Raw genomic sequence first — 25,805 nt, 5'->3', positions numbered from 1 at the left:
AGGCTCCGCGCCTGTTGCTCTTCACTTCGTGCGTCGTTGCCATCGGTGCGGCTTGGCTAGTAGCTCGTCTCCCGGAGTTCGACGACTGCCGTAATCCGCTGACCATCCCAACGGTATTCGAAGTGTTTCCCCTGGCGCGTCGGCCCAAGCGCCGGAGGTCGGAACACGGCGGCGCACTCGCCGCCTTCGTAGTCCCTGACGCTGGGGTAAACCAGCCCGTAATGATCCTGCATGCGGGCAACGGCGCCGAGCTGTTGACTGTTAGCGTAGCTGTCGGGGTCCAGGTACGGGGCAGCCAGGTTGGTATCTTCTCGCAGGTCGAGCAAGTCGGTGTCCAGTTCCGCGATATAGACGCGCATCTCGACCGCCATGGGTGGCTCATTGGATTCGGCCAGGAAGCGCTCGCGGTGATACCGCGTCTCGGCGACGGCCGTGCGCTCGTTGTCGGCGCAGTAGTACACGCCGTAGCTGCCATCGGTGAACCGGCTGGGCCGCGGATAACACAGCGCGGCCATGATCGGTGACCACCCCGGACCGTAACGCCGATCCTCCCGCTTGATCAGGTGGATTTCACCTGCCTCTTCACGTAAGCGATTCGATGTCAGCCCCTCGAGTTCGTTCAATGCGTCGAGATCGGCGGGATCACCGGCGATGCGCTCGAACAGGGCGATCGGCGGGAAGCGAGCGGGGATGATGCGGTACGACCGCGGCCAGCGGACCAGGGAAACAGGGAACAGGTCGCACTCGTCAGCCACGGGCACCGTCCAGATGCTGGCGCACCGCCACGAGATCGCCCACCTGGCCTCCCAGCATGCGCTCCAAGGGGGTGTGCCCCCCGAACAGCGGGTTGGTATTCGGGCGCTGTACCCAGCTGTCCGCAGCGTCCTCGCGCGGGAGCAGGATATGCAGATTCTTGTAGATCCCCAGGATCAACGACAACCGCTCCAAGTGATTGACGTCGAGATTGGCCCGCTCAGGGTTACGCTTCCACCGGCGATAGGTGCTTTCCGGGGCACCGAGTAGCCGGGCAGCTTGGGATTCCGTCAGTCCCCATGCGCGCGCAATGTTGGGATAGGCGCGAAGGCCCGCGGCACCGAGCTGGTGCTGCTTTTGAGCAGTCATCTGTTGCATGCTGCGTCCTCGATCTCTTCCATTGCTCCTACAGTATACATCCATATGACCGCTTATGTTCCAATTACGATCATATGATCGGATTTTTTCTGAGTTGCGGCTATGCCCGCCAGACGTCACAGAGCCGAACGGGAACGCTAGCGCAATCGAATCTCGTTGTGCCGGAGGCCTTGGCCGAGCCGCGCTGGAGTGAGGTTGAGGCAAGTCCCAGACCCTTGGTCACTGGGTGACCACAGCGCTAAACTCTTCTGACAGGGAGAAGACTCCGTTCTGTCCACAGGCTGGTCCACAGAAATTGTGGATAGCTGTGACAGGCAGATGACCAGGCTGGTCGGAGGTTGTCAGGGATGTTCGAGGTACTGCTCCTTCTCGTCATCGGAGGCTCGGCGGCCCACTGCGGGCATTTGGTTCGCCAGTACGGCTGGCGTACGGGGTTTGCGGCCTGGCGTGAGCAGACAACGCCAATGGCTCGCACTTTCTTCAAGGCGATCAGTCAGCTCATCGCGTTCCTTGCGGAGATCGCACCGGAGACAAACCGCGGTCGGCGCGCGGGTCTTCGAGACTCGTTCGAAATGACCCACCCCAACGCCATTAAAGGTGATCCGACAGGGATGGGGCACGAAGTCGTTCCCCGACACGAGCGGGCCATACGCTCGAAAGCGGACATCGTCAGCAAGAACCCGGGTGAATACTGGTCACTCGATGAGTACTAGTTGATCGCGTCTGCCAGAGCAGTTCACCCGCGCGGCCGAGCTGCTCCGCCGACGCCCTTCGTGACCGCATTCGTGGCGGGGCCGCGCATCATGCTTTCTCCAGACTCACCGACGCTACGGACGGACCCCGTACCAACCTCTTGCGTGCCTAGATGGTTGAGGGTTTTGTTCCCACCCCAGCCGATGACCAGCGAGAAGATGAACGGCAGCCCCATATGCAGCAAGGCCGTGGTCATCTCGATCATCTTGCGCTGCGTCTCGGAAATCCCCCCGAGCGGATCCAGCGAAAACTCGTGTGCAGCGCCCGGGGCAAGCATTGCCTGGAGAAGGTGATTCTCCAGCCACACGCTGACCTCCCAGAGATAGGTCCAGAACTGGATCGAAATGATGGCGATGCTGGCGACGAACACGCTCGTCCAACTGTAGCCGGAGAAGAGCAGCATCAGCGGCAGCAGGATGTAGATTCCCATGAGCAGGTAGCTCTGGATGATCGGAGCGAGCGTGCGCATGGTGTACACCATGGGTCCGTGACTCGTCGCGTGATGCCAAGCCGTGCCCGTCCCCGTCGCGATCGCTGCGTAGGTCCCCGAGACCGCACCCTGGCCATCCCCGGCCGTGGTCGAGACGAGATCGGACGGCCCGCTGTCGGGGATCTGCGCCTCGTTGCTGATGATCGTCTGGATCATCTCCTTTTCGGCTTCCTCTTCCGAGGCGCCGATCGTCGAGACGTAATCGGTCACGCGCTCCCACAGCCCCGGGTCACGCTGCTGCAGAATCCGTTCGCGCAGCGAGGGCCCGCCGGCACTGCCCTCCCACCACTGCTGGCACGTTGGCCGGCCGTTGTCGGGTGCCGTCTCGCTCATGTACTCCGTATCGCGCGCCGGGTCATAGGGAAAGCCGTCGACTGGCGCCCGCGCACGGTACTCGTCGTAGTAGCCGAGATCCTGGAAGACCCGGGAGCCAATGTAGTTGGTCTCGTCCCGGCCGTAGGTGTCGAGAAGACTCTCCGCAGCATCGGGCCGCTCGCGCAGGTATTTCGATCGCGCCGGGACGAAACAGGACTCGGCGAAGCGCTGGACCTCCTCGGCGACGGTCTCGTCGCTGATCCGCTGACGCTCGAACTCGAGCCGGGTCTGCATGAGGTCACCCGGGCAGCCGATCTGATCGATGGCAGCGCCGGTGATGCCACTGCCGAGCGCCATCACGCCCATCCACCAAATGGGGACGCTGGCCTCGGAGAGATCCGTTGAGAAGACATCGTTGTACGCGGTGTCCTCGCCATCCGGGAGATCGCCGCAGGGGTCACTGTAGCTCATCACATCGGTGCCGAGCTGGAGCACGGGCTGCCCGGCGAGCACAACCACGGACAGCGCCAGGGCGATACCCACCTCGGCCTCGGCGACGCTCTTGCGCGACCCCGCCTGGGCCTCGGTGCCCTGGTGCGCGCTGGTCCAGGCGTTGATGATGATCAGCCCGAACGGGATGAACGCCAGGCCCGTCTCCACGAGGATGGTCCAGATCGTCTCGTACTGGAGCCATCCGAAGATGGCCGTGTAGAGCTCCAGCGGATGTTGTGCATTCATACGAGATCCACCAACCGACCCAGGAGGTTCTGTCCCAGAACGATCTCGAGCACGATCAGCCATTCGGTGATCCGCCACCGGAAGCGCACCAGGCGCTCACTTTCGTCGTCCGCGCGGCCGCGGGCGAGCCACCGGGCAATCGATGGCCACGCCGCAGCCACGAGGGCAATCGCCGCCCAACGCCATAGCGCCAGATAGAGATCCGCCGCGGCGAGTCGCGCGCGGATCGTCGCCGGCTCCTCGATGGCGTGCCAGGCCGTGCTGATGGCGACGACGAACAGAAAAATGCCCCCTGTTGTCAGCCACACCCGCATTCGCCGCATGAGCCCTAGTTCTCCGTGTCCATGGGCACGCCTTCGCGGATCGGCACTCCCGGTTCCGCCGGCGTTGTCGGCGCGTCAATGGCGTCGTTGCGTAGCCGGCGCGCCTCGTCGATCACATGCTCGGCCGTATTGGAAACCACCGCCTCGCGGGCCTCGGCCTCGAGCATGAGTGACTCGATCTCGCGCTCGATCTCGTCGATGGCTTCGCTGGCATGCTCGTCGCCGATGGATGACCGGTTGATCTCCGGCACCCGGCGCCCGGTGAGAAGCATCCGCCGGACCATGAGTGCCCGCTCCATGGTCTGTGCGGTGGCGACTTCCTGGGCGAGCCGACCGGCGGCCACTGCCTGGTCCTGCTCCGGCAGCTCGCGCAGCGACTCGATAAGGGTCCGGCTGACCGCCACGCTCGGCGCGGAGACCTCACGGAGATTGGCGGTGGTCGGACGGCGCGCCCCGCTGATGAGCTCCGCGAGCTTGTCGCTGATCTCGGCGTTCCGCTCCTGGAGCACGGGCAAGAGCCCGACCCCGGGTTCGGTTTCGGTCTCGCATTCAGGGCCGCTCTGGCACGTCATGATGTTCTCGTCGCCAAGCACCCGCGTCGCCCATTGCTCGGCGTCGCCCGGCGAATCCCACGCCTGGGCGATCGGCGGGGCATCCGGGCCGCTCGGTACGTCGCTGCCCGCGTTCGGCGCGCGGTTGAGCGTGACGTTGTAGCCGGCCCGGACGACGTCACCGATGGCCTCGATGGGCTCGTCTCCGAGGCCTCCGGCCGTCTCGCCACCGAGCCACTCGACGCCGTGATCGCCCGCATTCTCCTCGATGGACTCGTTGGTCTCGATGATGTCGGCGCCCGCTCCGACCGACGCATTCCACTCGTCCCCCTTGGACAAGGTGACAAGATCGGCGTACGGATTCTGGCCGTCGGCAATCTCCCTTTCGATCTGCTGGCAGTTCTTGGTAGCAACTTCGAGCTGCTCCTCGGCGCGGATGAGCGAGTTCTGGAACAGATCGTAGAGCCCGGGGTTGGCACGCTGGAGGACATACGCCGGAAGGCTGGCGACGGCCGACTTGGCCGCATTGACCATCTTGTCCACCATCGCGTCCGCGCCGCTGGCGATCTGGTTGAGCTGGTTCTCGATCGCGACTTCCGGATCGAACTGCCCGCAGCTATAACCGAGCCCGGCGCTCGCCTCCAGGCCGAGCGTCATCGTCGTCACTTCCGGATTGGGCGGCGGCGAGACGGGGCTGGCGCCACCGATTTCGTAGTAGAGCGTCCCGGTCTCGGCCGGCATGAATGCCCGCGCGATCTCGCCTTCCTCGTCGGCACCGGCCAATCCCGCCCATGCCAGAAGAGCAGTCGTTGCAATGACCACGCCCATCGATGAACGCATCGTCGGAACCTCCCTTATCCGCCGGCCGGAACGACCCCGATGAATGTCCCTTCTCGCTCGCAGCAGTCGTAGTAGCGCCACAGCGTCCACGCGTAGTCCTGGGCACCCTCGTCATCCGCGGCGTCCAAGACCCCGGACGCCCAGCTCGGCCCGTTCGTGTCATCAACGCCGAAGACCATGCAGGAGCTGGTGCTCCGGGGGTGGTGCATCTGCCACTTGCCCGTGCTCGCATCCGCCGGCCGAAGTGGCACGGGCGCCCAGGTTCTGTAACCCGAGATATCGTTGGATAGCGGCGTGTAGACGTGCGGTTGTCCCCGGCGCGTCACGATGTCGCCGGCGCGCTGGGCGATCACGGCACCAGCTTTCGGATCTTCCGGCTGGTGTATGGAGCCGATACGCGGGTGGACAGGCCCCCACGTATTCGACGGCCAGTTGCCGACCTCGCTCAGCCCCGGCGTCCAGCTCGCGGGGTAGAGCGCACGCTCGACGATGTTCAGACGCCACTCGATGGCGTCCATCGCGGACTGGAAATACGGCAAGTACATCTCCGCCGTCGACGGGCACAGCAGACCGGAGTCGATGTCGGTGAAACTCGAGATCGACTCCAGTGGGTGACCGATGGCGTCCGCTTCCTTGAAACGCAGGTTCCGCTTCTGTTCGCGCTCTTCGCTGCCGCGATCCTGGTGACCCGCGTCCGGCTCGAAGCCGGTCGCACCCTCCACCAGGCTCGAGGCAGCCGACTCCTGAGCGACGCCGAGGGTACGGCGGATCTCCCGCCATGGGTTCTCCCCGAGCTCGTTGTAGGAGCAAACCACCAGGTCCGGGTTGTAGTGGGCCACGCGCGGGCTTTCCTCGACGCTGCAGCCCCCTGGGGTGCAGAGCAGCCACAAGCACACGCCTTTGAACTCCCAGTCCAGGCACGACGGCATTGCCGCGATGGTCTGCTCGAGGATCTCCGGGGTCGTGAGGTCGGCTTCCGCCGGCGGCACCCCGCCGGTCAACGCCAGACCGGCCGCGGCGAGTGCACCGAGCTCGTACCAGTGCCTAATCGCCATCGGCCACCTCCCTGTACGCTGCGATTGCCCGTTCCAAGTCCGTGCTGCCATAGACCACGTAGCGCTCATCCAGCACCACGGCGGGAACCTTCTCCACGCCGAGCCGACGGGCCCGGATCAACCCTTCATAACCGTCGACTAGCGCCTGGCGCCGCTCATCGGTGAGCCGCTGCCGGGCAAGCCGCCGGGCCGCTTCCGGGTTGTCCGGCAGGTTCTCGTTCAAGGCCTGGCGCACCACCCGGACCTGATCGACGCGATGGATCATCACCGGGATCTCGCCGATATCGGCCCCGGCGACCGCTGGCGCGCCGACGACGAAGACATCGATGCGCTCGAGCGAGGCAGCTGTGGCGACGGCCGGTGCGAGCACGGCCGCGGCCATACCCACCTTCAGCCGTCCCATGACGCCCTCCGCGAGCGTTGATCCCGGTCCAGAGCGATCCATTGCTGGTTGCGTATCCATCTCGCATTGAGGTGCGCAGCGCACAACTCGCTCTCGGCGGCAGCCAGGGCACGAGCGGCGGCCTGCTGGGCCGCGTCACCGAGCGGTCGACCGCCATCGACGGCCCGGGCAAGCTTGACGGGGGTGGTTGCGAGCGCCCGCACCGCGGCGAGGGCCTGCTCGCGCTCGGGCGAGGTCAACCAACCGCCCTTGTGCAGCAGTTTCCCGGGGCCCTGCATGGGCAGCGGCGCCAGGGTGAGGCAGGCGACCTCGTCCGGCAGCCGCGGTTTGGCCGAGATCTGCACGACCCCCATCAAGCCGGCGGCCACTTGGAGCCACTCCTGCCAGGACCAGGCGTTCGCTGCGAAATCGGTATGGATGCTTGCGCTCATCATTGCGTTTGAGTCTCCGCGATCCGTTGCGCGACCCATTCGGCTGCCTCGACTTCCGTGCAGCCGTGCTCTCGCATGAGCTTGCGCCGCTCCGCCTTCTCGTCCTTCTCGGTCATAGCCAGACTCAGGGCGATCGGCGGCGGCACGCTGCGGAACAATGTCTCGATCTGATCCGTGAGAACGACGCCCTCGATGTACTTGCCCGGCTCCTTGCGAGCGGACAGCAGCAACGTCTTCTGCTCGTCGGATAGGTCCTTGAAGCGGGCGATCTGGTCGATCTCCTCCTTGGGCATGACCAGGCAAAGCCACCACTCCATCATGTTGAGCATCTTCTTGGCGGCGTCCGGGAAGTCCTCCAGGTTCTGGGTGGCGATCCAGAACCAGGCGCCGAGCTTGCGCCACATCTTGGTGATCTTGACCACGAAGGGCGCCAGGAGCGGGTTCGTGGTGATGATGTGCCCCTCGTCGGTGATCACCAGCGTCGGGCGATCCTCGTGCTGGCACTGCTCGACGAGGTCGTTGATGTGGTTCATCAGTCCCATGTAGGCGACCGTCAGCTGGTCTTCGTAACCCTCCCGGGCGAGCATGCCCACATCGACGATGGTGAGATCGACGTCCGTCCAGCGCGTGCCGGGCCGGTTGAACAGCTTCCCGGCGAACCCCGAGCAGAAGAGCTCCATGCCGTCCGCCATGTCCTGGATGCGTTGCGCTCGCTGATGGGTCAGCGACGGGTCCCGGGCGCCCTGGCGCAGACCCTCGACCACATCCTCGGTGAGAACCTGGCAGCGGCCGGCTTCGCGCACGTTCTCGGCGGCGCGCAGAATCGCGCGCCGAATGGCAAGCCGGTCCGCGCGGGTCATCTTGGCGTCTTCCTTGGCCTCGCCACCGGTGATCATGATCCGTGCGGACAGCTCCATCTCACCAAGGACATCCCGGCCTTCGTCCGGGTCCTCGTCTTCACCTTCGTCACCCGCGGCCCCGTCGAGGCTTGCCGCATCCCCCGCCGCGGCTTCGATCTCCGATGACCGGCTGCCCTGGACGAGGGCCAGTGCGCCGCTGAACGGTGGCAGGGAGACATCCTCGCCGGGATTGAGGCTCATCTGGTTGACGCTTAGGCCGTGGGCCTCGGCATACCGACCGAGCAAGCCCATGGAGTTGCCCGCCTCGATGACGAAGATGCGCGGCTTGTAGATCGCGGCCATCTGCATGATCAAGTAGTTGAGCATGGCCGACTTGCCGGCCCCGGTAGGCCCGAGGATGAGCGCATGGGCGTTCTTCTTGCGGTCCTGCTTGTGCAGTGGATCGAAGGTCAGCGGCTCGGCACCGCGGTTGTAGAACAGCATTCCCGGATGACCCGTGCCCCTGGTGCGGCCGTACAGCGGCAACAGGGACGCGATGTGGTTGGCGTACATATAGCGGCTGCGCCGCGTGAACCGCTCCAGATTCGGGTCGTAGGCCATGGGCAGGTTGCGGACGTAGGTATCGAGCGGTAGCAGCTCGGCTTCGCGGGGAATAACGTGCAGTCCTTGCGCGGTGAGCTGCGACGCAAGGTGATTGCGCCGGCGCACCAGGGTCCGGTCGTCGGGTGCGCGCAGGTAGAACGCGACCTGGGTCGGATAGAGCTTGTTTCCACGGGCGAGTTGCTCCTGGGCGATTTCCGCCTCCTGGTACGCCAGCTGGGACTCGACGTTGTTGCCGCCGGAGGCTGCCTTGATCTTGGCGACGTGGTTGCTCACCGAGTCCTGGGGCTGGAACGTGATCGTGACCGCCATGACGGTGCCTGCCGGGCAGCGGTCGAACAGGGCGTAGACGTTGTCGCCACGCTCGCGCTCCGCAGTGAAATGCCCCACCCGCGGCGTGGTGCGCAGCCCCTGGGTATGGACCACCGTGTGCGGGAGACCGTCGAAGCGCCACACCCCGGCCCGGTAGTCCGACTCCGGCATGGAGTAGGTCAACTGTTCGGCGAGATCCCGACCGAAGGGCAGAGCCTCGTCACCGGGATACGGAGCGATGCGCAGAAGTTCCCCGGGATCGCCGGCGGTCAGTTCGGGCCGGGGATTGAACCACGGCACGAGCCATTCGTAGAGATCCTGCGCACCGCAGCGCCTAATATGGAGACCGGCGGCCTCGAGACTGGTCACCCACCGGGCCGCGACCTCGTTGAGTTCCTCCTCCGGGGCGAGTTCGCCGCCGGCATCACGCCGGTAGAGACAAGCGCGCACCCGTCGGCGCTGCCCCCGCCAGGGGGCACCGGTGACCTGCTCGTCGACGAACAGCCCCCCGTCCCGCGAGATCCGTTCGACATGCGCATCGAGGTGGGCGAAGTAGGTCTGCGCGAATGCATGCCCGCCACCGCGCTCGGCGCCGTAGGCTCGGACGCTGCCGGCGAGATCACTGATGGCCGGGTCATCCTGAACGAAAAACTGCAGGACCCAGGGCGAATGGTCGACCTCGGGAATGGTGTCAGCGATCGCCGCCTGGATCTGCTCGCGCAGCGCATCCATGTATGCCGCCGATCGCGCCTCGGAACTCACCGGGGTGAGCTCGAACAGCGCGCCGACACTGCTGCCGTTCTCCAGGAGGAACACGCGGGTCTCCGGGTCGTAGTCCGTCCACGGCAGCAGCTCGGTGAACGCGTTGGGACGTTCATAGAGACTGGCGACCTCCCGCTGGGTTGCGGGGCGGTCGGACCTCGTCCCGAGATCGGGATCGGGGCGGTCCGACCCCGCCCCGGACATCGCGGTCGACGAGCCTGGCAAAAGCGCCTTCAGCATCTGCCACATCACTGCGCCTCCGCTTCACCCGGCAACGCGTAGTGGTCCTGCTGATACATCGAGAACGCCGTCATGTAGCCCGGCACCGGCGCCTCGTCGGGCCCGGCGAGATGAGGGTAGACGTACATGGCCAGCGTCGGGTTGGGCACCTGCGAAAAGCGCGTGCGGATCTCGTTGCGAGCGGTGCGCGTGTAGCCAGCAAGATCGGCCGGCCCGTCACGCACCGGCCGCGGCTCGTGGGGCCCGGTGGACGGCTCACGCGCACCGGCGTCATCGCCCCCGTCCCCCGCGTCACCCGACGCATCCGCCTCGCCGACGGACCCGCCCTGCCCCCCGCGCAACGCCGCGCGCGCGGCGTCGGCGTCATCACCACGCATGCGCTCGAAGTGGTCGTCGTAGACCTCGCGCATCGTCGGCCCGTCCTCGGGGAAAACATCCTCCTTCGAGGTGGAGGCACAACCGGCGAGGCTTGCGCTAATCAAGGCCACCCACGCGGCTGTCGTCGCGCTGGAACGCTTCATGGCTCACTCTCCTGCCGTCGATCTCGTAATCGATCTGTAGTTCGCGATCGATGTGCACCGCGACCGTTTGGCCGGCCGGAGCGAAAATCGCGTCGAAGTGGTTCTGCTGGCGTCGCTCCAGCCACCCGACCACCTCCTCGATGGCGCCGGAGGCCGCCCGGCCGGCGATGAAGTTCCCCGCATCGCCGGAAACGATGCTCCGGGTGAAGCCCTCCTGGCCGATCTGGGTCGTGGTCTCCGCGGCTGCAGCCGCCTCGCCGGCGGCCTGGGCGCCGGCCAGCGCGGTGGCCTGGCTCAGGAACGCCGCGGCGTTGGATACGCGCTCGCCCGCGATACACGGCACCCCTTGGTCGTCGGAGATCCAGCCGAGCGCCTCTTCATCCCCCTCGCCGTCGGGGCTCGGCAACGAGCGGATCGTGCCGTCGGCGAACACGGCCGTCACGCTCTGGATCTCGCCGCGCACACACGACAGGGTCCAGTCACCGAAAGCCGTCCCGGAGAAGATGATCCCCTCGATGCCGGGGATATCGATGTCGTTGGCGGCGAGGTTGTCGTCGCCGACGACCACCTTGAACGGGGCCGGGTCGTCCACCGTGCCCTCCCGCGGGATCCGCCCGATGAGTGCCGTCATGGTCGTCGAGCCCATCAGGGTCGCGTTGCGCGGGATGGTGTAGCGGGGTTCGGCCACACGCTCGTCGACGTCGGCAACGTAGCCACGCTCGGCACGGACCTCCGCGGTCCGTCGTGCCTGGCGCTTCTCGGCGAGGGCCTCGGTGTCGACGGATGACGCTGTGCGACTATCGCCGCCGGCACCGTCGCTGCCGCCCCGGCGCGCCGCGTCAAAGACGTCGCGCCCGCGTTCCAGGACACCATCGCCGTCACCGGAGCCACTATCCGCGCTGCGACCGTCACCCCGATTGCGAGCCGTCGCGGGCTCGATCCACGTGAGTTCACGCTCCCCCGGCGCGGGGGCCGATGTGTCGGCGCCGTCCGCGGGTAGGCCGTCGGCCGGGTCGATACCGAGCCCGACCGGGATATCGCCCTCGTCGTCCGGGGATGGTTCGGCCTGTGCCTGGAGTTCCTCGACCCGGGAAGACAGGTGGTCGATGCGATCCAGGAACCGATCGATGCGCTGCTCCTGCGCGGCTTGTTCCCGTTCAGCAGCCTGCTGTCGCTGCTCCCGCTGCTCGGCCAGCTCATTTTCAAGCTGGCTCTTTTCCTGGCGCAGCGACTCCAGCTGCTCCTGGAGCTGGCTTTGCTCGGCGGCCAGCGTCCGGATCGTATCTGCGGGGGTGTCCGCATCGGGCCGATCAACCCGAGGGATTTCCTCCATGGCTTGATGGGCCTCGGACTCGGGCTGGTCACCATCACCGCCGAGCTGGAGCAAGACCAGTACCGTGGCGACGGCGACGACGGCAAAGATGATCGGCAGCAACCGGTTGCTGTGCATCAGCGCGCCCCCCAGAAGCTGTCGGCGAACGGCCGCTCGGAGACGAGATACACGGCCGTGGTATCCGCCGGATCCCCGGCCGGCTGGAGCCGGCCGTGCTGGAATGTTGCTGCAAGCCACCGGCCGCGCAGCTCCCGCGGATCCAGAATGACGGGATCATCGGTGCGATTGGTCAGCCGCACGGCCGTGACAAAGCGACCACCGCCACGCCAGGCGGCGACCGGCTCAGCCGCCACGGCACCACCACGCACCAGGTCCACGGGGTCGTCGTCGAGCGCCACGGCGCGGATCCCCTCGGCTTCGGGGCGCAGCCGGCTCGGGGCATAAAGCGTCTGCGCGGCGTAGCGCGTGAGCGTGATGTAGTCCAGATTCCGATGCACGCGGTCACGCGGCCCGGCACCATCCCGGTCGTCGGTGCTCCGGTCCCCGCGGCTGTCCCGCGATCCACTGGCACCGGAGCGCTCGACGACGAGGTCGGCGGTGGTCGCGCCTTCGCTCGCTTGCAGATCCAGAAAGTAGGCGCCTCCACCTTGGGTGGCCTCGACCACGACCCTGGTGGCCGCGAACGTCTCGTGGGCCTGGAAGTAGGCGATCCCGTCGTTGTTGTAGACCCGGATCTTGTCCGCGATGCGCTTCGGCACGCCAATGCGCACAGCGTCCTCGGGGAAGCGCACCAGGCGTTCACCCCCGACCGGTACAGTGACCGCCAGCGGCGTACCATCCCAGGTCACGCGTTCGTCCGGCGTTTCAGCGACCGCGGGACCAACCAGCATCAGGGCGACGACCAAGCCGCCGGCCCGCAACCACCGTGGCAAATGCCCGCACCACACCATCAGCCGTCCTCCTCCACCGTCGTGCTGAGTCGCTCGGGTTCGTTGTCCTCCTCGATGGCCAGGGCGAGGCCCCAGGGATTGGACTCCGGATCGACCTCGTAGCGAACGACGCGCAGCGGATAGCGAGCCCGGACCTGCTTCACGAGCTCGCCGTCGATGTGCTCCCGGATTTCGACGTCGATCCAGACGCGCCAGGAGCCGTCCGGCAACTGCTCGACGCGGTCGCTGTCGTAGCTCCGTCCCGGGATCTCGCGCACGGCGCGACTGCGGTCCTGGAGTTCGCCACGCTCCGCGCGGCGCTCCATGTCGGCGATCAGCTGCCGGCGGTAGTCGGGGGTGAGGAAAGCCTGCAGACGCCAGATGTTGTCGCCGTACTCCTCGGCGCCGTTGTCCTCCCAGCGGTAGATCTGCTGCCAGATATAGAGCGCGAAGGTATAGACGGCCGGTTCCGTGATTTCACCCGCCTCCACGACCCCACCCGTGCGCAGCTCCGGCGTGAGGTGCACGCGCAGATCATCCGGGGCCTGCTGCCAACCCCACCACATGACGATGGTGAGCACCGTCAGCACGGCGACGATCGCCCGCAGGGTGTTGATATGGGCGTTGGCATTGTTGAGCTCCTTGCGGTATCTCAAACCCGCCTCCCGAGATCCCAGGGACCGCTGCGCAGGACGATCGGCGCCCGCCGGATACGGGCGCGGTGCAGCACGAGGATCGCCAGTTGCTGGTAATAGCCGATGGGGCGTCCGCGCTTGATGCGCTGGAACACGGTCGCGGCGACGAACACGGTTGCCAGGGTCGCGGCCGCGGCGCCGCCGACACCCACCATCGGGTAGCCGACCGCGAAGCCCACCAGAACCAGCGTCGGGAGCCAGAAGCCGATGGCGCCGACGAGAATCCCCACAAGCTCACTCGACGAACAGCCGCGGAAGATCGCCGGCTCCTCGTTGAGGCGTTCCGTCGGAGGAGGCAGCTCAGCGCCGGCCACGCCGTCACCCCGTTACCGACAGCGCCTGGTTGAGCAGGAACGAGATGACAAGCAGGAGCGCACCGCCGACGATGCCGAGCAAGCCGACCTCGCCCCACTCGGCGCGACCTTGCCGGGCCTCGTTGAATTTGGTCAGTCCGGTCCAGCTGACCCAGACGAAGCCGACCATCGAAACCAGGGTGGCGAGGACCGTGCCGCCCTCGAAGAAATACCCCTGCATCAGATCGAGCCAGTTGCCGTCCTCGTAGCCACCTTCCGGTTCCGGGGCATCCGGCAGATCCGCCTGAACCACCACGCAGATGAACATTCCGACCGTACCTGCGACCGCCTGTAGAACCCGGTTGACCAGTCGCTTGCACATGGCGCCACCCTCCTTGCCAGCAGCCCGCTCAGGGCCGGATGAAGAAACCAACCACCATCACCACGACCGTCCCGCGAATGAGCAGCCATGCCACCTCACCGAGATCCGGCTCGCCGCCGCCCCTGGCCCAGGCCTTGTACTGACTCAACGCGACCCAGGCGAGCCAGATCAGGTACAACAGGGCGATCATGGTGGCGATGACGGTCGCCAGGGTCCCGGGAGCCACTCCCGACCACGCCTGGAACTCGGCCTCACTCATCGCCGGTAGTCCCCACGCAAGGGCTCGACCTCCCGCGGCTCGGGATCCCGCATCGGTCGCGGTGCCTCGATGTGCGCACGAATCCCGTCCCGGACGCGCTCGAGATCCCGGCGCAGCCAGTCGTATTCCATCCGGATGCGGGCCTCGGGGTCGGCCTGTGCCTCTGCCTCGTCGATGAGCGGCTCCAGGGCCCGGAGCTCATGGACGAGTCGACTGAGTGCCTCGCGCTCGCCGTCGGTGTCGGCGACCGCGCCACCGGGGATGACGAGCACCAGCAGCATGAACGTCCAATGGAACCGCGTCCGCATGGGGCCTCCGTGGCTGTCGGTGTTGCCACGGCAGTCTCGCGAACGCGTCCCCGGGGGCGGGGGAAAAATTCTCAAGGCGAGCGCGGAAGTTTTCGGGATGCGGCCGTCGGCGGGTAGCACGGCCCGAGCGAGCAAACAACCTCGACGGCCCCACCATGCGACAGCCGGCCCAAGGCGACTCCTTGGCGCGCTGTCTCGGCGGAGGGCGGCCGGCGATCCCGTGGAGTCACCGGAGGCCGGACCCGACCGCCCCGGGGTGATCCGCAAACCACCCGGGGGAGGTCAAGTCCGTATGATACGGCCGGGCAGAGCCCGGCAAGGTGGAGCAAGCCGGCCCGTCGGCCGACGTCGTGGCCCGGATGGGCAAGTCCGGGCAAGTCAAGCACCCCTGGCCAGAGGCTCCTGTATCAGGGGTGCATGGACCGACCAGCGCGGGGCTGGCGTGCCTCCTCCCGATCCGCAGGCACTTCACCGGGCCTGGATCCGCTCCAGGCGCGCGGTTGCAGGCGCAAGGGCGTTGGCACAGCTGACAACGCCTTGTAGACACGATACTGACCAGGCACCAGCTAGCGACATCCCGTAAGAAGCCGTGGCGCCGACAGGCCTGTTCGCACGCCAGCAGACCATTCACGAAGGCCTGTGACAAACGCAACGGCTCGGCCAGCGCAGGTCATGCGCATCAGCGATTCACCCTGGCCAGTTCTTCCAGCCGCTCAAAGATCAACGTCTCTCGCCCCGGGTCTCGCGCCTGGCTTTGCACGGCGTACTCAAAGTTGCCGTCGTCGAGGAGCCGGGCGAACTCGGCGGCGATATAGTCCTGGAGATCGCTGTCGCTTGCCTGCACGTCCGCCAGTAGCTCCGCGCGTCCATCCACGAGGTTGAGGATGTCCTCGATATCGCGACTCTCGAGCGGGTCACCATTGCCTCGTCCCTTGTAGGCCTCCAGCTTGGTGGCAATGAACAACGCTGGGCCGACCACTCGAATGGTGAGATCCTCTCCCAAGGAGATCGGCAAGGCGGTCTCCAGGGCCTGGCGGTACCATTGGTTGCTGAAACCCAGCACCTTGGGGTCATCCGGCATCAAGTCTATACGCAGATCGTCCAGCTTCACGGCACAAATGGGCATATCGATATCCATCGACGACGGCTCTCTGAAGCCGCGTGCTTTCATGGTTTCCTTGAGCCGATGCAGCTCAGCGTAGCTGATGACGTGCACGACCACGTCGACGTCATCGGTGCTGCGTACCTGCTCCCGCGTGAAATCATCGGTTACCAGAAGCCCGGTCGTACAACCGCCCACGAAGGCGACCTGCTCCCGCAACTCCTCTCCCAATGCCTGAGCCACATGGCGCAGCATGGCGCGTTGATCATCGAACTGGCTCATCACTCACCCCCAGAAACTCTGCCAGCAGAGTGGCCGCCATTTGGCTCTCGCGGGGTTGTCCGAGCCGGATGGCGTCCACCAGAGCCAACATGGCGTACAGATCCCGGTCGCGGCGTACCGCGTAGGGCGCACTCCTGAACAAGGGTGCGACCGCCTGTCCCTTGGTATTCCCCCTGGCGTCCGGCCAGACCATCGGCAGGTCTCCCGAGCTGAACAGTCGCCCTTCCAGCACGGGCGCAGCAAAGGAGGTGGCGATGCCCCGGGTTATCTCGCCGGGCCGAGCGGGAAAGACATAGCGCAGCCCATGCACAATGAACTCGAATAGCGCCTTGGTATTGGCCCGTGGCACACCGGTCTTGCGATCCTTGCGCGCCAGCCCGACCTCCAGGCAGCGCTGCAGTGCCAAGCTGACCTGGCTCTTGCTGATGCCGGTCTCATCCGCCAAGGCCCTGATGCTGTAACGAGCCGACAGGAGGTCGCTATCCAGAAGCGAGGCTTCATCCTCCGCCAGCGGGTCTTCTTCCTCGACCTGCCAGTCGCGCCAGTCGTCCGGGAGTGACATTTCCGCTTTTCCGACCCGTCCCTCAAGGTCCTCACTCTCCCGGTTCTTCAAGGCAACAAGCTTGAGCATCAGGCCGACATCTTGACTTTTCATACCATTCCCCGCTGTACTGTCCCGAGTCCTAGGACGAGGGACAAGCTTCACGACGTGATTGAGAGTTGTCAAGAAGATTCGGGTTCGGTGCGCCCGAGTGCGCTCTACCTGGCGACAGTCCCTGGCCTCCCGTCCGGCATTCACGGTACGCAGGGAGCCGCCGAGCTGCACGCTTTCCATGGCGACGCCTCCATGGCTGCGAGTGACCGTCTGGCTAGCGTTCGTGTCACCCCTTGGCTTGGAGGCAGCAACAAAAAGGGGAGGCCAATCGGCCTCCCCCGGTGCGAACAAAGTGCCCACGAACGGCTCACGCCGCGGTCATGGTTCGTGCCGTCCCAGGGCGGACCGTGGCGTCCGCCTGGCCCATCAGGTACTCGGTGGCCTCCTTGGCCCGCGTTGACGCCTTGAAGATCGCCCGCTTGTCGTCGCGCAGAACCTTGAGCCACGAGGCGATATAGCCCTCGTGGCGCAGATCGCCCTGGATACCGGTTTCGGCACACAGGAACGCACCGCCAAGCTCAGCGACGAGTTCTTCGAAGGCATAGGACGTCGAGCCGAAGCCCTGGAAGTGGACGATCCCTTCACGGGCCAGACGGTCCGCATGCCCCGTCCAGTGCGTGAGCTCGTGGAGCAGCGTCGCATAGTAGCCTGCCGACGTCGCGAACGCCGGAGCCGGCGGCATCCGGATCATGTCGGCGCCCGGGACATAGCCCGCCTCGGGCCCGCCTTCCCGGATCGTGGCCCCCGATGCAGCGACCACCGCGTCGGCGGCCGTCACCGGCTCCGGCGCCGGATCGTCGGTCGGGCCCGGATCCCGATAACGAGCCGGAAGATCCTCGACCTGATCGACGTTGAACACAGTGAACCCCTTGAGCACTGGAACCGTGCGCTCGACGGGTTCACCATCATCGTCGTAGACCGGATTGCCGGCGGCATCGGTCTCCTGCTTGCGCAGCGGCTTGAAGAAGGTGACGAGTGACCCCTTCTCGCCCCTGCGTACGTGGGCACCAACCTCCTTGGCTTGCCGGAATGTCAGCCAGCGGTTCGAGGAAAAGCCCCGCATGGACTGACGCATCCACAGAAGCGGAACGTTGACCCCGTGATAGGGTCGTCCGGTCAGTGCATTGGCGGGGTAGCCCGCCATTACGCTGTCGTGAGCGGGATCCCAGGGCTTCACCCACGGGACAACCCCCTTCTCCAGGGCGGCGATGATCTCGTCGGTGATCTCCTGGTACAGATCGCGCTTGGCCATGGCCTGTCCTCCGTGGTTGTGCCAGGGGACAGGCCACGCCCGTTGCCGGGGGGTACCTGTCCCCGGCAGGGGTGGATTGCGCGCAGTGGATCGACCGGCAGCACTGCCGGCGCCCCTCCTCCCGATCCGCAGGGGCTTCAACGGGCCTGGATACGCTCCAGGTCGGCGCTAGGAACAACGCCCTCAACCCACGCACACACGGGCTCAGGGCGTCGCCCCCGTGAGCCAAGGCAAGCTGGCGATGGAAAAGGGGAGTAGCGCCGGCAGGGGTGGAAAGCCTGTACGCACGAGACTTCCTGCCGGCGAGGACTCACCGGCCGAGCCGGCCGGTGAGATCGTCAGTCACTTCTTGCCGCGTTTGCGGTCCTTGTGCGCGAGGTACAGGCCGAGAGCGCAAAGGACCAATGCTGCAGCGGTCGTGGAGGCAATACCGATCATGGACATAGAGTCATTCTCCGTTGGCCAGACTGTCAATATCGACTGCGATTGCAACGCACACGACACCGACAGCCGCGATTGAGGGCAGACCCCAGTGGCTACCCGCGGGTTCGACGAATAGCTCGATCAGCGGCGTAACAACAAGGGTCACTCCGATCTTCTCGAGTGCTGACGCGAGTCTGGAGCGATTCATGCTGTCCTCCGTGGCAGTGGCGGGGACAGACACCCAAGCCGGGCGTCTGCCCCGGCCCGGGTGCATTCCACGGCGCTACGCAGCCGAACCGTCACCGGTGAGACTGCATGACGTGAGGGTCACGACCTCGGTAAGCCACTCGATGTGGCTCCAGACCGGATCGGCGACCGACCCTGAAGCCGCGACGTCGACGACGTCGGCCGAGACCGGAATCACGAGACCGTCGGTCGTGATATAGACAAGCACCGACGGATCCCGGAGGCCCCCGTAGACGGGGCCTTCGTAGTGGACGAGTTCCCGCACAGGCGTACTGCTGATGGCTTCCAGATCCATGTGGCCTGACCTCCATGGCAGAGCCGGCAGACAGGCCGCCCCTGCCGGGGCACCTGTCCCCGGCAGGGGTGGATTGCACGTGGTGGACCGACCGGCACCGCCGGCGCCCCTCCTCCCGGTCCGCAGGGGCTTCAACGGGCCTGGCTGCGCGCCAGGCGAGCGATGGAAGCGTCTTCCCGAGCCCGCGCACGCACGAGCTCGGGAAGACGCCGGGGCACCGGGCCCCGGAGTCTTCCGTCGTGGTGAGCCGTCTTGTTAAAGAGCACTCAGGCGGTCTCCTGGTTGCGGGCTTCGACGGGCGGATACACCTTCTCACCGTCGATCCGCACCCAGTCGATGCGCAGGAGCCTCGCCTTTAGCGAGATGCCGGTCTCGCCGGCCTTCTCGCCTTCGCGATAGGTGAAGCTCTCCGCGTAGAGATCGCCGAGCTTGAAACCGACGAGCACCTTACGGCCCTGTTCGAGGTGCCGCGGCATGGCCTCAACCAGGCGTCGCGCCTCCTGGCCAGCCACCCGGCAGTCGAACCGCGTCCGTTCAGGGTCCTCGGCGTCGCCATGAATCGCGACGATGTCGCACGCGAGGAACGGCTCGCCGCGCCGGGGCCGGACTTCCCGGATCCGGTTCATGTACCCGAGACCGGTGATGTGGAGATCGAAGTAGGACTTCTCGGACATGGCGCCTTCTCCTTCACGATAAAGAGCCGGAGAAAGCGCCACCCCCCGCGGGGAAACGCTTTCCCCGGCGGGTGGAAGTGAGGTTGGAACCGTGTGGATCGACCGCTCAGGCGGCGCGCCTCTTCCCGATCCGCAGGCGCTTACAAGGGACCTGGATGCGCTCCAGGCAAGCGTGAAAATACCGTACTCCCTATACAGATACGAAACACGGCACGGCCGTGTCAAGACGCGGCCCGACCCCGTCGCGGCGGCCGCGGCGGGTTGCGACCCGAATCGCCGCCGTCAAACTGGAACTGCACTTTCCCGTCGACCAGGCGGGCACGGGTATTGAATGGCTTGCCGTTACGGCTCTTGAGCCCTTTCAGGTGGACGGTCTGCCCGGCGAAGAGAGCCAGCGCCTGCTTATCGGAGAGGCGCTTACGGCAAATCGTCTTCCACACCAGCGCACCGCAATCGCTGCACTGCCAGGCTTTCGGGCCGATCCGGACGCGGCCTTTGCCCCGACAACCACAGGTCCCGAGGACTTGACCGCTCCCCCGGGTGGCCGCACCGGCCTCGCCACCGGAAACCACGGGCGCACCGTCCTGACGGACCTGCTCGACGAGCTGGCGCACCCACTGGCTCTGGCGCTCGAGGAACGCCTCGACACTGCCCTTCCCCTGGGCGATCTCATCGAGTGCCTGCTCCCACATTGCCGTGGTGGCGGGATCGGTCACGGCCTGCGGCAACGCATCGATCAACGCCCGCGCGGCGGCGGTGGACACGAGGTGGTGCTTCGTCTCGACGACGAAACCACGATCAACCAGCGTCTTGATGATCCCGGCCCGCGTCGCCTCGGTCCCGATGCCCGTGGTCTCCTTGAGGACCTGTTTCAGCCGCACGTCCGAGACCTCGCGGGCGATGTTCTTCATGGCAGCGAGAAGCGTACCCTGCGTATACCGCTTCGGCGGTTGCGTCTGCTTGTCGTGGACTTCCGGCTCCGCGAGGCCGACGCGGTCGCTCTCGGCGACGGCCGGCAAACGCTGCGCGGGTTGTTCGCCCTGCTCTGCAGCATCGACTTCCTGCTCGCCGGTGAGCACCCGCCAACCCCTGTTCCGGATGACACGCCCCCGGGCCCGGAAACGCTCGCCGGCGGCCACCACCTCGATGCGGCTTTGATCGTAGACACATGCCGGGTAGAACTGCGCCAGATAGCCACGACGCACGAGATCGTAGAGTCGATATTCGTCGCGCGAAAGCTGGTCCACGGCGACCACCGCGGTGGTCGGAATGATCGCGTGATGGGCGGTGATCCGGCCGTCGTTCCACGCCCGGGAACGCACCTCGGGCTCGGCACCCTCGACCACCGCGGCCAAGTCCGGGTCGGACCGGGCCAGTGCATCGAGCACCTTCGGCGCATCACCGTGCTGGCTCAACGGCAGATAGCGGCAATCGGTACGGGGATAGGTCGTCGCCTTGTGGCGCTCGTAGAGCGCCTGCGCCAGATCCAGAACCTGCTGCGCCCCGAGACCCCAGCGGCGCGACGCCTCCTGCTGCAGGGTGGACAGATCGTAGGGCAGCGGCGGCCCCTCGTGCTTGCGCTCGGTCTGCGCCAGGGCGACTTCCGCACCGGCGCCATCAACACGCCGCGCCACGGCAACCGCCGCCTGCCGGTTGACGCAGCGGCCTTCGCCGTCGGCAACACTTTTGCCGGGCAACCACCGGGCCTGCCACTGCCCGCGCTCGTGCGTACAGCGGACCCAGAGTTCGTAGTACGGCGTGGGCTGGAATTGCTCGATTGCCCGATCGCGGTCGACCACGAGCTTGAGCGTCGGCGTCTGCACGCGCCCAACGGAGAGCACACCACCGTAGCCGCCGCCCCGGGCGGCCAGCGTATACGCCCGGGTGAGGTTCATGCCCACGAGCCAGTCGGCCCGCGAGCGCGCAAGACCAGCATGATACAGCGGCTCCGTACGCTCACCGGGATGGAGTTTCGCAAGGGCGTCTCGGATGCTGGCCTCGTCCAGCGCCGAGAGCCACAATCGCCAGACGGGTCCCTCATGCACGCAACGGTCCAGAATCTCCCGCGCGATCGTCTCGCCCTCGCGGTCCGCATCCGTGGCGATGACGACCTCGCTTGCGCGCCGGACCAACTCCTGCACGGTTGTGAAATGATCCTTGACGTTCGGCCGCACATGGAGGCGCGACTCCGTCGGAAGGATGGGCAACGTCTCCAGGGACCAGCGTTTGAAGGCGACGTCATAGGCCTCCGGCGGAGCCATCTCCAGCAGATGCCCGTAGGCCCAGGTCACCACAACGCCGTCACCCCGGAAGCACCCGTTACCGCGCCGGGTCGCGCCCAGCACGCGCCCGATATCCCGGGCCTGTGACGGCTTCTCGGCGAGGAAGAGTCGTGCCATGAAGCGGGCTCCTTCTGCCTCCGGTCCCGTTACTCCAGCGCGCGGCGGACCGAATCCTTGACCCTCTTCCGGAACGCCTCCGTCGCGGGGAACGCGTCCTCGCCCGTGTAATAGCCAACGAGGATGCGGCTGCCCTCGCCCTCCTTGTCGATATCCACCTGCATGACGTACTCGTACCCATCGAGTTCGACGTGCTGGCGCATGCTGTAGGAGACACCGGGCTGGGTCCGGTGGTGATAGCCAACATCAAGCTGCAGCAATTCGCGCTTCGTGGTGCCTGGCGCGGCGACTTCATCAGGAACCTTGTAACCGAAAGCGTCCCGCAATCGCGTGTATGTCGTATCGACATCGCGATCGGTTTCCATTTCGATGATCACGTCCTCGGCGGCGATCTCGTCGGCCGCGCCGGCGAGCCGCGGATCACGCTCGCTGCGCCGACCGGTCGCCTCCTGCCCTGGGTGATCCCCGCGCCCACCCGATTCATCGCGGTCGGCGTCCTCGCTACCCAGTCCCACGGCTTCCGGGTCGAGACCGACCTCGTAGGCACCGTCGCTCCGGCTGAAGCTGCATCCACCCAGGAGCAACGCGGCAATGATGAGCACACACAGGGATTGCTCCATGCGCATGATGACGTCCTCCCTTACTACTCGACGGACGACGAAGCATCATGGGTGACGTCGGCCCCGTCCGTATCAGCGGCTTCCGTCGTGCGTTGACTGCTTGATCGCAGCTGCAGCGACTCCACACGCGCCAGGTCGAGGTCCACGTGACCGGCGCGGATCTCCAGCTGGCTACGGGGTTGACCGGTTTCGCGATCCTGCCAGGTGGACTGGAGCAGTTCGCCCTCGACAGCGACACGCGCGCCCTTGGGCAGGACACGGGCGGCTACCTCTGCGCGTCTGCCCCAGAAAGAGACGTTCGCCCAGAATCCGCCGCGGTCGGTGAAACCGTCGTTGGTCGGCTTGGGGCGGTCGAAATAAATCCGGAGATGGGCGACGGCGACAGCCTGGCCGCTGGCATCGTCCGTATGACGGAGTGTCGGTGCGGCACCAAGGTTGCCCCGACCCTGGAAGTGGTTGGCCATCACGGTACCCTCCTGTAGCAAGTGCAGCGTCCATGCTGCCCCGACCAACACAGGGGCAGGCGCAAAAACCCGTCACGTGGCCTGCCAGGTTTCCTCCAGTGCGTTCAAGCAACGAATGTGCTCAACGTAGTCCGTCAACCGGCGATACTCGTAGAAGAGCAGCCGTGCCCGGACATTGAGCACCTGTGCCCTGCGGTCAATGGCAGCCCAGGCCCGCCGTGTCTCCGCCGGCACGTTGGCCGATTCCAGCCGCCGTTGAACCTGGTCACTCGTAAAGACCACCGGACCCTGGCCGATGCCGTCCACGCCGCTCGGGCGCCAACGCAGGATCGCCGGACTGCTGGGCCCCGGACGGTGCACAGCCGGATGAACCGGCCAAGGCCTTCGCCACGTCGCTTTGAACTCACGAATCAGGTCATCCATCTCCCGCCGTACCTGATCCAGATCATGCTGGACGCTCCTCAAGCGATCCTTCGCCGAACGGAGTGTCCAAGGGTTAACAGCCATGCTTCCCCCTTACCCTTAAAGGGCCCTTTACACTGGATCTATGTCTCCCGACTCCAAAGGTCCCTAGCCAACTGTCGGAGCTACCTGCGGCCGGCCCCCTGGAACACTGTTCCACCCCCGGACCGGCCACCGGCCCCCCGGAACACTGTTCCACCCCGGCGCCGGCCACCGGCCCCCTGGAACACTGTTCCACCCCGGCGCCGGCCACCGGCCCCCCGGAACACTGTTCCACCCCGGCGCCGGCCACCGGCCCCCTGGAACACTGTTCCACCCCCGGACCGGCCACCGGCCCCCCGGAACACTGTTCCACCCCCGGACCGGCCACCGGCCCCCCGGAACACTGTTCCACTCCGGCGCCGGCCACCGGCCCCCCGGAACACTGTTCCACCCCCGGGGCCCTCCCAAAAAAGGCAGTCCTCCAACCGAATGAAGCATGTTCTCCCATCATCAACACGACGTTCGCCGGAAACGCTGACGGCGGGCTTCGCGGTTTTCCGCCCGCGTATGGCCGAGAACGCGGCAGACTTGTGAGCTGTGCCTTTTCGCTGAAACAAACGGTCGATGCTTCATTGGTTTCGCCAGCGAACGCCGAGCCGCACAAGCGAAGATCGTCCTGTACCTCCCAGACCAGGGCTCCTTCGTATTCACTCGGCAGAACAGTTGCTAGCCGCGGAGCACCGCCAGGTACTCCAACGCCAGATTCAGGGGCAACTTTCTCTACCGGTGGACCACCAAACGGAATACGTCGACAACGCGCTGCATCGCTATGCTGCCTTTGTCCAGCTCCTTCCGGCTTCGGAAGTCCACCACCACGCCGGCCTCGGGGGCCTCCTCGATCACACCATGGAGGTCACGCTCAAGGCGCTGCAGTTGCGCCGGGGGTATGTGTTGCCGCCGGATGCTGAACCCGAACGCATTGCCCACGAAGCCGATACATGGTCGTACGCCACTTTCACGGCGGCACTCATCCACGACCTGGGCAAGCCCGTTGTGGACCAGGAGGTCAGACTGTACAACGCCGAAGGGCGGCTTCTCGGTCCATGGGAGCCATGGCATGGAGCAATGACCGAGCGGACCGGCGCAGCCTGGTATTCCACGCGGTACCGCCAGCACCGGCGACACAAGTTCCACGAACCGGTCGCCCTCCTGGTCGCCCACTGGGTGATACCGGCCGAAGGACTCGCCTGGATCGCGCGTCTACCTAACCTCTTCGCGCACTGGCTCCCGGCCATTCAGGGAGATCTGGAGAACGCAGGCCCCCTGGGCCAGATTGTCTTGCAGGCAGACCGGGAATCGGTGGCTCGTAACCTCGGTGGGCAATCCCCGGAACGCCTGCCGACACCGCGAAAGCCATTGCATGAAAAGCTGATGACGGCGCTGCGGTACCTGCTCAGCGAACAGGTGCTGCCACTGAACGGCAACGGCGCTGCCGGGTGGCTCGTCGGCGATGAGCTCTGGCTGGTCTCAAAGCGAACCGCGGACAGCCTACGGACACAACTGCGCGACGAAGGCCATACGGATATACCGGCTTCCAACGACCGCATCTTCGACACTCTCCAGGAGCACGGACTGCTGATGGCCAACGGCAACCGTGCGATCTGGACAGCCACGGTGTCAGGCGATGGATGGAGCCACAAACTCACTCTCATCCGGATCGATGCGACGCGTGTCTGGCCGGAACCCGACGCACGCCCTGCACCATTCGAGGGCGAGATCATCCCGCTTGATGAACCAGTCCAAACGCCGCCTGAGCCGACGCAGACACATGAACCAACCCCGGCCGAGGACGAAGCCGCTTCCGCCGACGTGGCGGCGACAGCTGACGAAGAAACGACCGATAGCGAGGGCGCTTCTTCCCTGCTCTTGCCGCCCGGTACCGATCTACCCAAAGCCGAAATGGCCGCCACGAACCCCGGGTCAGCAAATGGAGCAGAAGAAGGCGCAGACGAGGAAGCGGACCTCGAATTGCCCGCGGACAACGGCGATGCCTTCCTGCAATGGCTGCGATGCGGGATCACGGACGGCGAAATCGCCGTGAACACGCCTGACGCCCGAGTGCACGTTGTCGATGACGGTGTCCTGCTGGTCAGCCCGGGCATCTTCCGCGACTTCGGGCAGGCAACGCAGCGCAACTGGAGCAACACCCAGAAGCGCTTCCTGAAACAACGCCACCACAGGAAGAACCCCGCCGACGGCACCAATATCCATCATTTCATCGCGGAGCGGGACCGCCGTAGCGGCTATGTGAAAGGCGTACTGATTCCGGACATCGAGCTCATCTTCGGCGCATGGCGTCCCCGGCCAAACCGCTACCTGCGCCCAGCCAGCACTGCCTAGGCCCTATACCCATCGCCTGAGCTGT

Annotated in this window: 29 protein-coding genes; 2 read left to right on the top strand and 27 right to left on the bottom strand. The window is 65.9% G+C overall.

The genetic code is table 11. The annotated features are described in order from the left end of the window. Positions 1 to 56: 56 nt before the first annotated feature. Together QWY84_RS15525 and QWY84_RS15520 are read right to left on the bottom strand one after the other, a co-directional pair. Positions 57 to 755: an RES family NAD+ phosphorylase gene (locus QWY84_RS15525; protein ID WP_290203781.1), complete on the bottom strand. Its 699-nt coding sequence runs from the start codon at positions 753 to 755 to the stop codon at positions 57 to 59. Continuing rightward, complete coding sequence (locus tag QWY84_RS15520) at positions 748 to 1,131, bottom strand: MbcA/ParS/Xre antitoxin family protein (RefSeq protein ID WP_290203779.1); 384 nt, start codon at positions 1,129 to 1,131, stop codon at positions 748 to 750. Before QWY84_RS15520 ends, QWY84_RS15525 begins: the two co-directional genes overlap by 8 nt. Before the next feature lie 347 nt (positions 1,132 to 1,478). Here QWY84_RS15520 and QWY84_RS15515 point away from each other — a divergent pair, with 347 nt between their 5' ends. Beyond that, positions 1,479 to 1,844 carry a hypothetical protein gene (locus tag QWY84_RS15515; RefSeq protein ID WP_290203777.1) on the top strand — a complete coding sequence of 122 codons (366 nt, stop codon included), beginning with the start codon at positions 1,479 to 1,481 and terminating at the stop codon, positions 1,842 to 1,844. Between the two features lie 23 nt (positions 1,845 to 1,867). On the opposite strand, the gene QWY84_RS15510 is transcribed toward QWY84_RS15515, so the two are convergent. The 25 genes from QWY84_RS15510 to QWY84_RS15390 form a co-directional block, all read right to left on the bottom strand. Continuing rightward, complete coding sequence (locus QWY84_RS15510; protein ID WP_290203775.1) at positions 1,868 to 3,427, bottom strand: conjugal transfer protein TraG N-terminal domain-containing protein; 1,560 nt, start codon at positions 3,425 to 3,427, stop codon at positions 1,868 to 1,870. Next, positions 3,424 to 3,750, bottom strand: a complete 327-nt coding sequence (locus tag QWY84_RS15505) for a histidine kinase (protein WP_290203773.1) — start codon at positions 3,748 to 3,750, stop codon at positions 3,424 to 3,426. The genes QWY84_RS15510 and QWY84_RS15505 overlap by 4 nt, the downstream gene beginning before the upstream one ends. 5 nt (positions 3,751 to 3,755) lie before the next feature. Next, positions 3,756 to 5,141, bottom strand: a complete 1,386-nt coding sequence (locus QWY84_RS15500; protein ID WP_290203772.1) for an integrating conjugative element protein — start codon at positions 5,139 to 5,141, stop codon at positions 3,756 to 3,758. A 14-nt stretch (positions 5,142 to 5,155) separates the two neighbouring features. Beyond that, positions 5,156 to 6,196, bottom strand: a complete 1,041-nt coding sequence (locus tag QWY84_RS15495) for a TIGR03756 family integrating conjugative element protein (protein ID WP_290203770.1) — start codon at positions 6,194 to 6,196, stop codon at positions 5,156 to 5,158. After that, complete coding sequence (locus QWY84_RS15490; protein WP_290203768.1) at positions 6,186 to 6,599, bottom strand: TIGR03757 family integrating conjugative element protein; 414 nt, start codon at positions 6,597 to 6,599, stop codon at positions 6,186 to 6,188. Before QWY84_RS15490 ends, QWY84_RS15495 begins: the two co-directional genes overlap by 11 nt. Then, positions 6,587 to 7,033, bottom strand: coding sequence for a hypothetical protein (locus QWY84_RS15485; RefSeq protein WP_290203766.1), 447 nt, complete (start codon positions 7,031 to 7,033; stop codon positions 6,587 to 6,589). Before QWY84_RS15485 ends, QWY84_RS15490 begins: the two co-directional genes overlap by 13 nt. Then, the gene (locus QWY84_RS15480) at positions 7,030 to 9,813 is read right to left on the bottom strand and encodes a conjugative transfer ATPase (protein WP_290203765.1); all 2,784 of its coding nucleotides are present in this window, start codon (positions 9,811 to 9,813) and stop codon (positions 7,030 to 7,032) included. The genes QWY84_RS15485 and QWY84_RS15480 overlap by 4 nt, the downstream gene beginning before the upstream one ends. Continuing rightward, positions 9,813 to 10,325 (bottom strand): TIGR03751 family conjugal transfer lipoprotein, encoded by a 513-nt coding sequence (locus QWY84_RS15475; RefSeq protein WP_290203764.1) that lies wholly within the window; start codon positions 10,323 to 10,325, stop codon positions 9,813 to 9,815. The genes QWY84_RS15480 and QWY84_RS15475 overlap by 1 nt, the downstream gene beginning before the upstream one ends. Beyond that, on the bottom strand, positions 10,279 to 11,775 hold the full coding sequence (locus QWY84_RS15470; RefSeq protein WP_435372991.1) for a TIGR03752 family integrating conjugative element protein: 1,497 nt from the start codon (positions 11,773 to 11,775) through the stop codon (positions 10,279 to 10,281). Before QWY84_RS15470 ends, QWY84_RS15475 begins: the two co-directional genes overlap by 47 nt. Beyond that, complete coding sequence (locus QWY84_RS15465) at positions 11,775 to 12,548, bottom strand: TIGR03749 family integrating conjugative element protein (protein WP_290204054.1); 774 nt, start codon at positions 12,546 to 12,548, stop codon at positions 11,775 to 11,777. Before QWY84_RS15465 ends, QWY84_RS15470 begins: the two co-directional genes overlap by 1 nt. Before the next feature lie 59 nt (positions 12,549 to 12,607). After that, complete coding sequence (locus QWY84_RS15460; protein WP_290203763.1) at positions 12,608 to 13,243, bottom strand: PFL_4703 family integrating conjugative element protein; 636 nt, start codon at positions 13,241 to 13,243, stop codon at positions 12,608 to 12,610. Next, positions 13,240 to 13,596, bottom strand: a complete 357-nt coding sequence (locus tag QWY84_RS15455) for a TIGR03750 family conjugal transfer protein (RefSeq protein ID WP_290203762.1) — start codon at positions 13,594 to 13,596, stop codon at positions 13,240 to 13,242. The genes QWY84_RS15460 and QWY84_RS15455 overlap by 4 nt, the downstream gene beginning before the upstream one ends. A 4-nt stretch (positions 13,597 to 13,600) precedes the next feature. Continuing rightward, complete coding sequence (locus tag QWY84_RS15450) at positions 13,601 to 13,957, bottom strand: TIGR03745 family integrating conjugative element membrane protein (protein ID WP_435372990.1); 357 nt, start codon at positions 13,955 to 13,957, stop codon at positions 13,601 to 13,603. 28 nt (positions 13,958 to 13,985) lie between these two features. Continuing rightward, complete coding sequence (locus QWY84_RS15445; protein WP_290203760.1) at positions 13,986 to 14,216, bottom strand: TIGR03758 family integrating conjugative element protein; 231 nt, start codon at positions 14,214 to 14,216, stop codon at positions 13,986 to 13,988. Next, on the bottom strand, positions 14,213 to 14,524 hold the full coding sequence (locus QWY84_RS15440) for an integrative conjugative element protein, RAQPRD family (RefSeq protein WP_290203758.1): 312 nt from the start codon (positions 14,522 to 14,524) through the stop codon (positions 14,213 to 14,215). Before QWY84_RS15440 ends, QWY84_RS15445 begins: the two co-directional genes overlap by 4 nt. Before the next feature lie 679 nt (positions 14,525 to 15,203). Next, positions 15,204 to 15,908 carry a hypothetical protein gene (locus QWY84_RS15435; protein WP_290203757.1) on the bottom strand — a complete coding sequence of 235 codons (705 nt, stop codon included), beginning with the start codon at positions 15,906 to 15,908 and terminating at the stop codon, positions 15,204 to 15,206. After that, positions 15,892 to 16,563 carry a hypothetical protein gene (locus QWY84_RS15430; RefSeq protein WP_290203756.1) on the bottom strand — a complete coding sequence of 224 codons (672 nt, stop codon included), beginning with the start codon at positions 16,561 to 16,563 and terminating at the stop codon, positions 15,892 to 15,894. The genes QWY84_RS15435 and QWY84_RS15430 overlap by 17 nt, the downstream gene beginning before the upstream one ends. A gap of 307 nt (positions 16,564 to 16,870) precedes the next feature. Next, complete coding sequence (locus tag QWY84_RS15425; RefSeq protein WP_290203754.1) at positions 16,871 to 17,815, bottom strand: ArdC family protein; 945 nt, start codon at positions 17,813 to 17,815, stop codon at positions 16,871 to 16,873. A 448-nt stretch (positions 17,816 to 18,263) separates the two neighbouring features. Next, positions 18,264 to 18,446: a hypothetical protein gene (locus tag QWY84_RS15420; protein WP_290203753.1), complete on the bottom strand. Its 183-nt coding sequence runs from the start codon at positions 18,444 to 18,446 to the stop codon at positions 18,264 to 18,266. A 75-nt stretch (positions 18,447 to 18,521) separates the two neighbouring features. Continuing rightward, a complete protein-coding gene (locus QWY84_RS15415; protein WP_290203751.1) occupies positions 18,522 to 18,779 on the bottom strand; it encodes a hypothetical protein in 258 nt (85 codons plus the stop codon). Between the two features lie 266 nt (positions 18,780 to 19,045). Then, positions 19,046 to 19,453, bottom strand: coding sequence for an STY4534 family ICE replication protein (locus tag QWY84_RS15410; RefSeq protein ID WP_290203749.1), 408 nt, complete (start codon positions 19,451 to 19,453; stop codon positions 19,046 to 19,048). A gap of 221 nt (positions 19,454 to 19,674) precedes the next feature. Next, positions 19,675 to 21,852, bottom strand: a complete 2,178-nt coding sequence (locus tag QWY84_RS15405) for a DNA topoisomerase III (protein ID WP_290203747.1) — start codon at positions 21,850 to 21,852, stop codon at positions 19,675 to 19,677. Between the two features lie 29 nt (positions 21,853 to 21,881). Further along, a complete protein-coding gene (locus QWY84_RS15400; RefSeq protein ID WP_290203746.1) occupies positions 21,882 to 22,478 on the bottom strand; it encodes a hypothetical protein in 597 nt (198 codons plus the stop codon). Between the two features lie 17 nt (positions 22,479 to 22,495). Next, positions 22,496 to 22,936 (bottom strand): single-stranded DNA-binding protein, encoded by a 441-nt coding sequence (ssb, locus tag QWY84_RS15395; RefSeq protein ID WP_290203744.1) that lies wholly within the window; start codon positions 22,934 to 22,936, stop codon positions 22,496 to 22,498. Between the two features lie 72 nt (positions 22,937 to 23,008). Beyond that, the gene (locus QWY84_RS15390; RefSeq protein WP_290203742.1) at positions 23,009 to 23,359 is read right to left on the bottom strand and encodes a hypothetical protein; all 351 of its coding nucleotides are present in this window, start codon (positions 23,357 to 23,359) and stop codon (positions 23,009 to 23,011) included. Positions 23,360 to 24,004: 645 nt separating this feature from the next. Here QWY84_RS15390 and mobH point away from each other — a divergent pair. Further along, complete coding sequence (gene mobH, locus QWY84_RS15385) at positions 24,005 to 25,780, top strand: MobH family relaxase (protein ID WP_290203741.1); 1,776 nt, start codon at positions 24,005 to 24,007, stop codon at positions 25,778 to 25,780. Positions 25,781 to 25,805: the final 25 nt, after the last annotated feature.

Source organism: Aquisalimonas lutea (assembly GCF_030409225.1).
Classification (GTDB): domain Bacteria; phylum Pseudomonadota; class Gammaproteobacteria; order Nitrococcales; family Aquisalimonadaceae; genus Aquisalimonas; species Aquisalimonas lutea.
The sequence above is the reverse complement of the archived record's forward strand: the minus strand, read 5'-3'. Positions and strand labels throughout refer to the sequence as shown.

What these genes read in the sequence shown, in the direction of transcription:
- QWY84_RS15430 (WP_290203756.1), bottom strand. Translation starts at nt 16,563, where the DNA reads ATGAAAAGTCAAGATGTCGGCCTGATGCTCAAGCTTGTTGCCTTGAAG.
- QWY84_RS15495 (WP_290203770.1), bottom strand. Translation starts at nt 6,196, where the DNA reads ATGGCGATTAGGCACTGGTACGAGCTCGGTGCACTCGCCGCGGCCGGT.
- QWY84_RS15470 (WP_435372991.1), bottom strand. Translation starts at nt 11,775, where the DNA reads ATGCACAGCAACCGGTTGCTGCCGATCATCTTTGCCGTCGTCGCCGTC.
- QWY84_RS15475 (WP_290203764.1), bottom strand. Translation starts at nt 10,325, where the DNA reads ATGAAGCGTTCCAGCGCGACGACAGCCGCGTGGGTGGCCTTGATTAGC.
- QWY84_RS15450 (WP_435372990.1), bottom strand. Translation starts at nt 13,957, where the DNA reads ATGTGCAAGCGACTGGTCAACCGGGTTCTACAGGCGGTCGCAGGTACG.
- QWY84_RS15485 (WP_290203766.1), bottom strand. Translation starts at nt 7,033, where the DNA reads ATGATGAGCGCAAGCATCCATACCGATTTCGCAGCGAACGCCTGGTCC.
- mobH (WP_290203741.1), top strand. Translation starts at nt 24,005, where the DNA reads ATGCTTCATTGGTTTCGCCAGCGAACGCCGAGCCGCACAAGCGAAGAT.
- QWY84_RS15425 (WP_290203754.1), bottom strand. Translation starts at nt 17,815, where the DNA reads ATGGCCAAGCGCGATCTGTACCAGGAGATCACCGACGAGATCATCGCC.
- QWY84_RS15400 (WP_290203746.1), bottom strand. Translation starts at nt 22,478, where the DNA reads ATGCGCATGGAGCAATCCCTGTGTGTGCTCATCATTGCCGCGTTGCTC.
- QWY84_RS15405 (WP_290203747.1), bottom strand. Translation starts at nt 21,852, where the DNA reads ATGGCACGACTCTTCCTCGCCGAGAAGCCGTCACAGGCCCGGGATATC.
- QWY84_RS15390 (WP_290203742.1), bottom strand. Translation starts at nt 23,359, where the DNA reads ATGGATGACCTGATTCGTGAGTTCAAAGCGACGTGGCGAAGGCCTTGG.
- ssb (WP_290203744.1), bottom strand. Translation starts at nt 22,936, where the DNA reads ATGGCCAACCACTTCCAGGGTCGGGGCAACCTTGGTGCCGCACCGACA.
- QWY84_RS15410 (WP_290203749.1), bottom strand. Translation starts at nt 19,453, where the DNA reads ATGTCCGAGAAGTCCTACTTCGATCTCCACATCACCGGTCTCGGGTAC.
- QWY84_RS15435 (WP_290203757.1), bottom strand. Translation starts at nt 15,908, where the DNA reads ATGAGCCAGTTCGATGATCAACGCGCCATGCTGCGCCATGTGGCTCAG.
- QWY84_RS15515 (WP_290203777.1), top strand. Translation starts at nt 1,479, where the DNA reads ATGTTCGAGGTACTGCTCCTTCTCGTCATCGGAGGCTCGGCGGCCCAC.
- QWY84_RS15440 (WP_290203758.1), bottom strand. Translation starts at nt 14,524, where the DNA reads ATGCGGACGCGGTTCCATTGGACGTTCATGCTGCTGGTGCTCGTCATC.
- QWY84_RS15480 (WP_290203765.1), bottom strand. Translation starts at nt 9,813, where the DNA reads ATGTGGCAGATGCTGAAGGCGCTTTTGCCAGGCTCGTCGACCGCGATG.
- QWY84_RS15465 (WP_290204054.1), bottom strand. Translation starts at nt 12,548, where the DNA reads ATGCTGGTTGGTCCCGCGGTCGCTGAAACGCCGGACGAACGCGTGACC.
- QWY84_RS15520 (WP_290203779.1), bottom strand. Translation starts at nt 1,131, where the DNA reads ATGCAACAGATGACTGCTCAAAAGCAGCACCAGCTCGGTGCCGCGGGC.
- QWY84_RS15510 (WP_290203775.1), bottom strand. Translation starts at nt 3,427, where the DNA reads ATGAATGCACAACATCCGCTGGAGCTCTACACGGCCATCTTCGGATGG.
- QWY84_RS15445 (WP_290203760.1), bottom strand. Translation starts at nt 14,216, where the DNA reads ATGAGTGAGGCCGAGTTCCAGGCGTGGTCGGGAGTGGCTCCCGGGACC.
- QWY84_RS15505 (WP_290203773.1), bottom strand. Translation starts at nt 3,750, where the DNA reads ATGCGGCGAATGCGGGTGTGGCTGACAACAGGGGGCATTTTTCTGTTC.
- QWY84_RS15420 (WP_290203753.1), bottom strand. Translation starts at nt 18,446, where the DNA reads ATGAATCGCTCCAGACTCGCGTCAGCACTCGAGAAGATCGGAGTGACC.
- QWY84_RS15500 (WP_290203772.1), bottom strand. Translation starts at nt 5,141, where the DNA reads ATGCGTTCATCGATGGGCGTGGTCATTGCAACGACTGCTCTTCTGGCA.
- QWY84_RS15415 (WP_290203751.1), bottom strand. Translation starts at nt 18,779, where the DNA reads ATGGATCTGGAAGCCATCAGCAGTACGCCTGTGCGGGAACTCGTCCAC.
- QWY84_RS15490 (WP_290203768.1), bottom strand. Translation starts at nt 6,599, where the DNA reads ATGGGACGGCTGAAGGTGGGTATGGCCGCGGCCGTGCTCGCACCGGCC.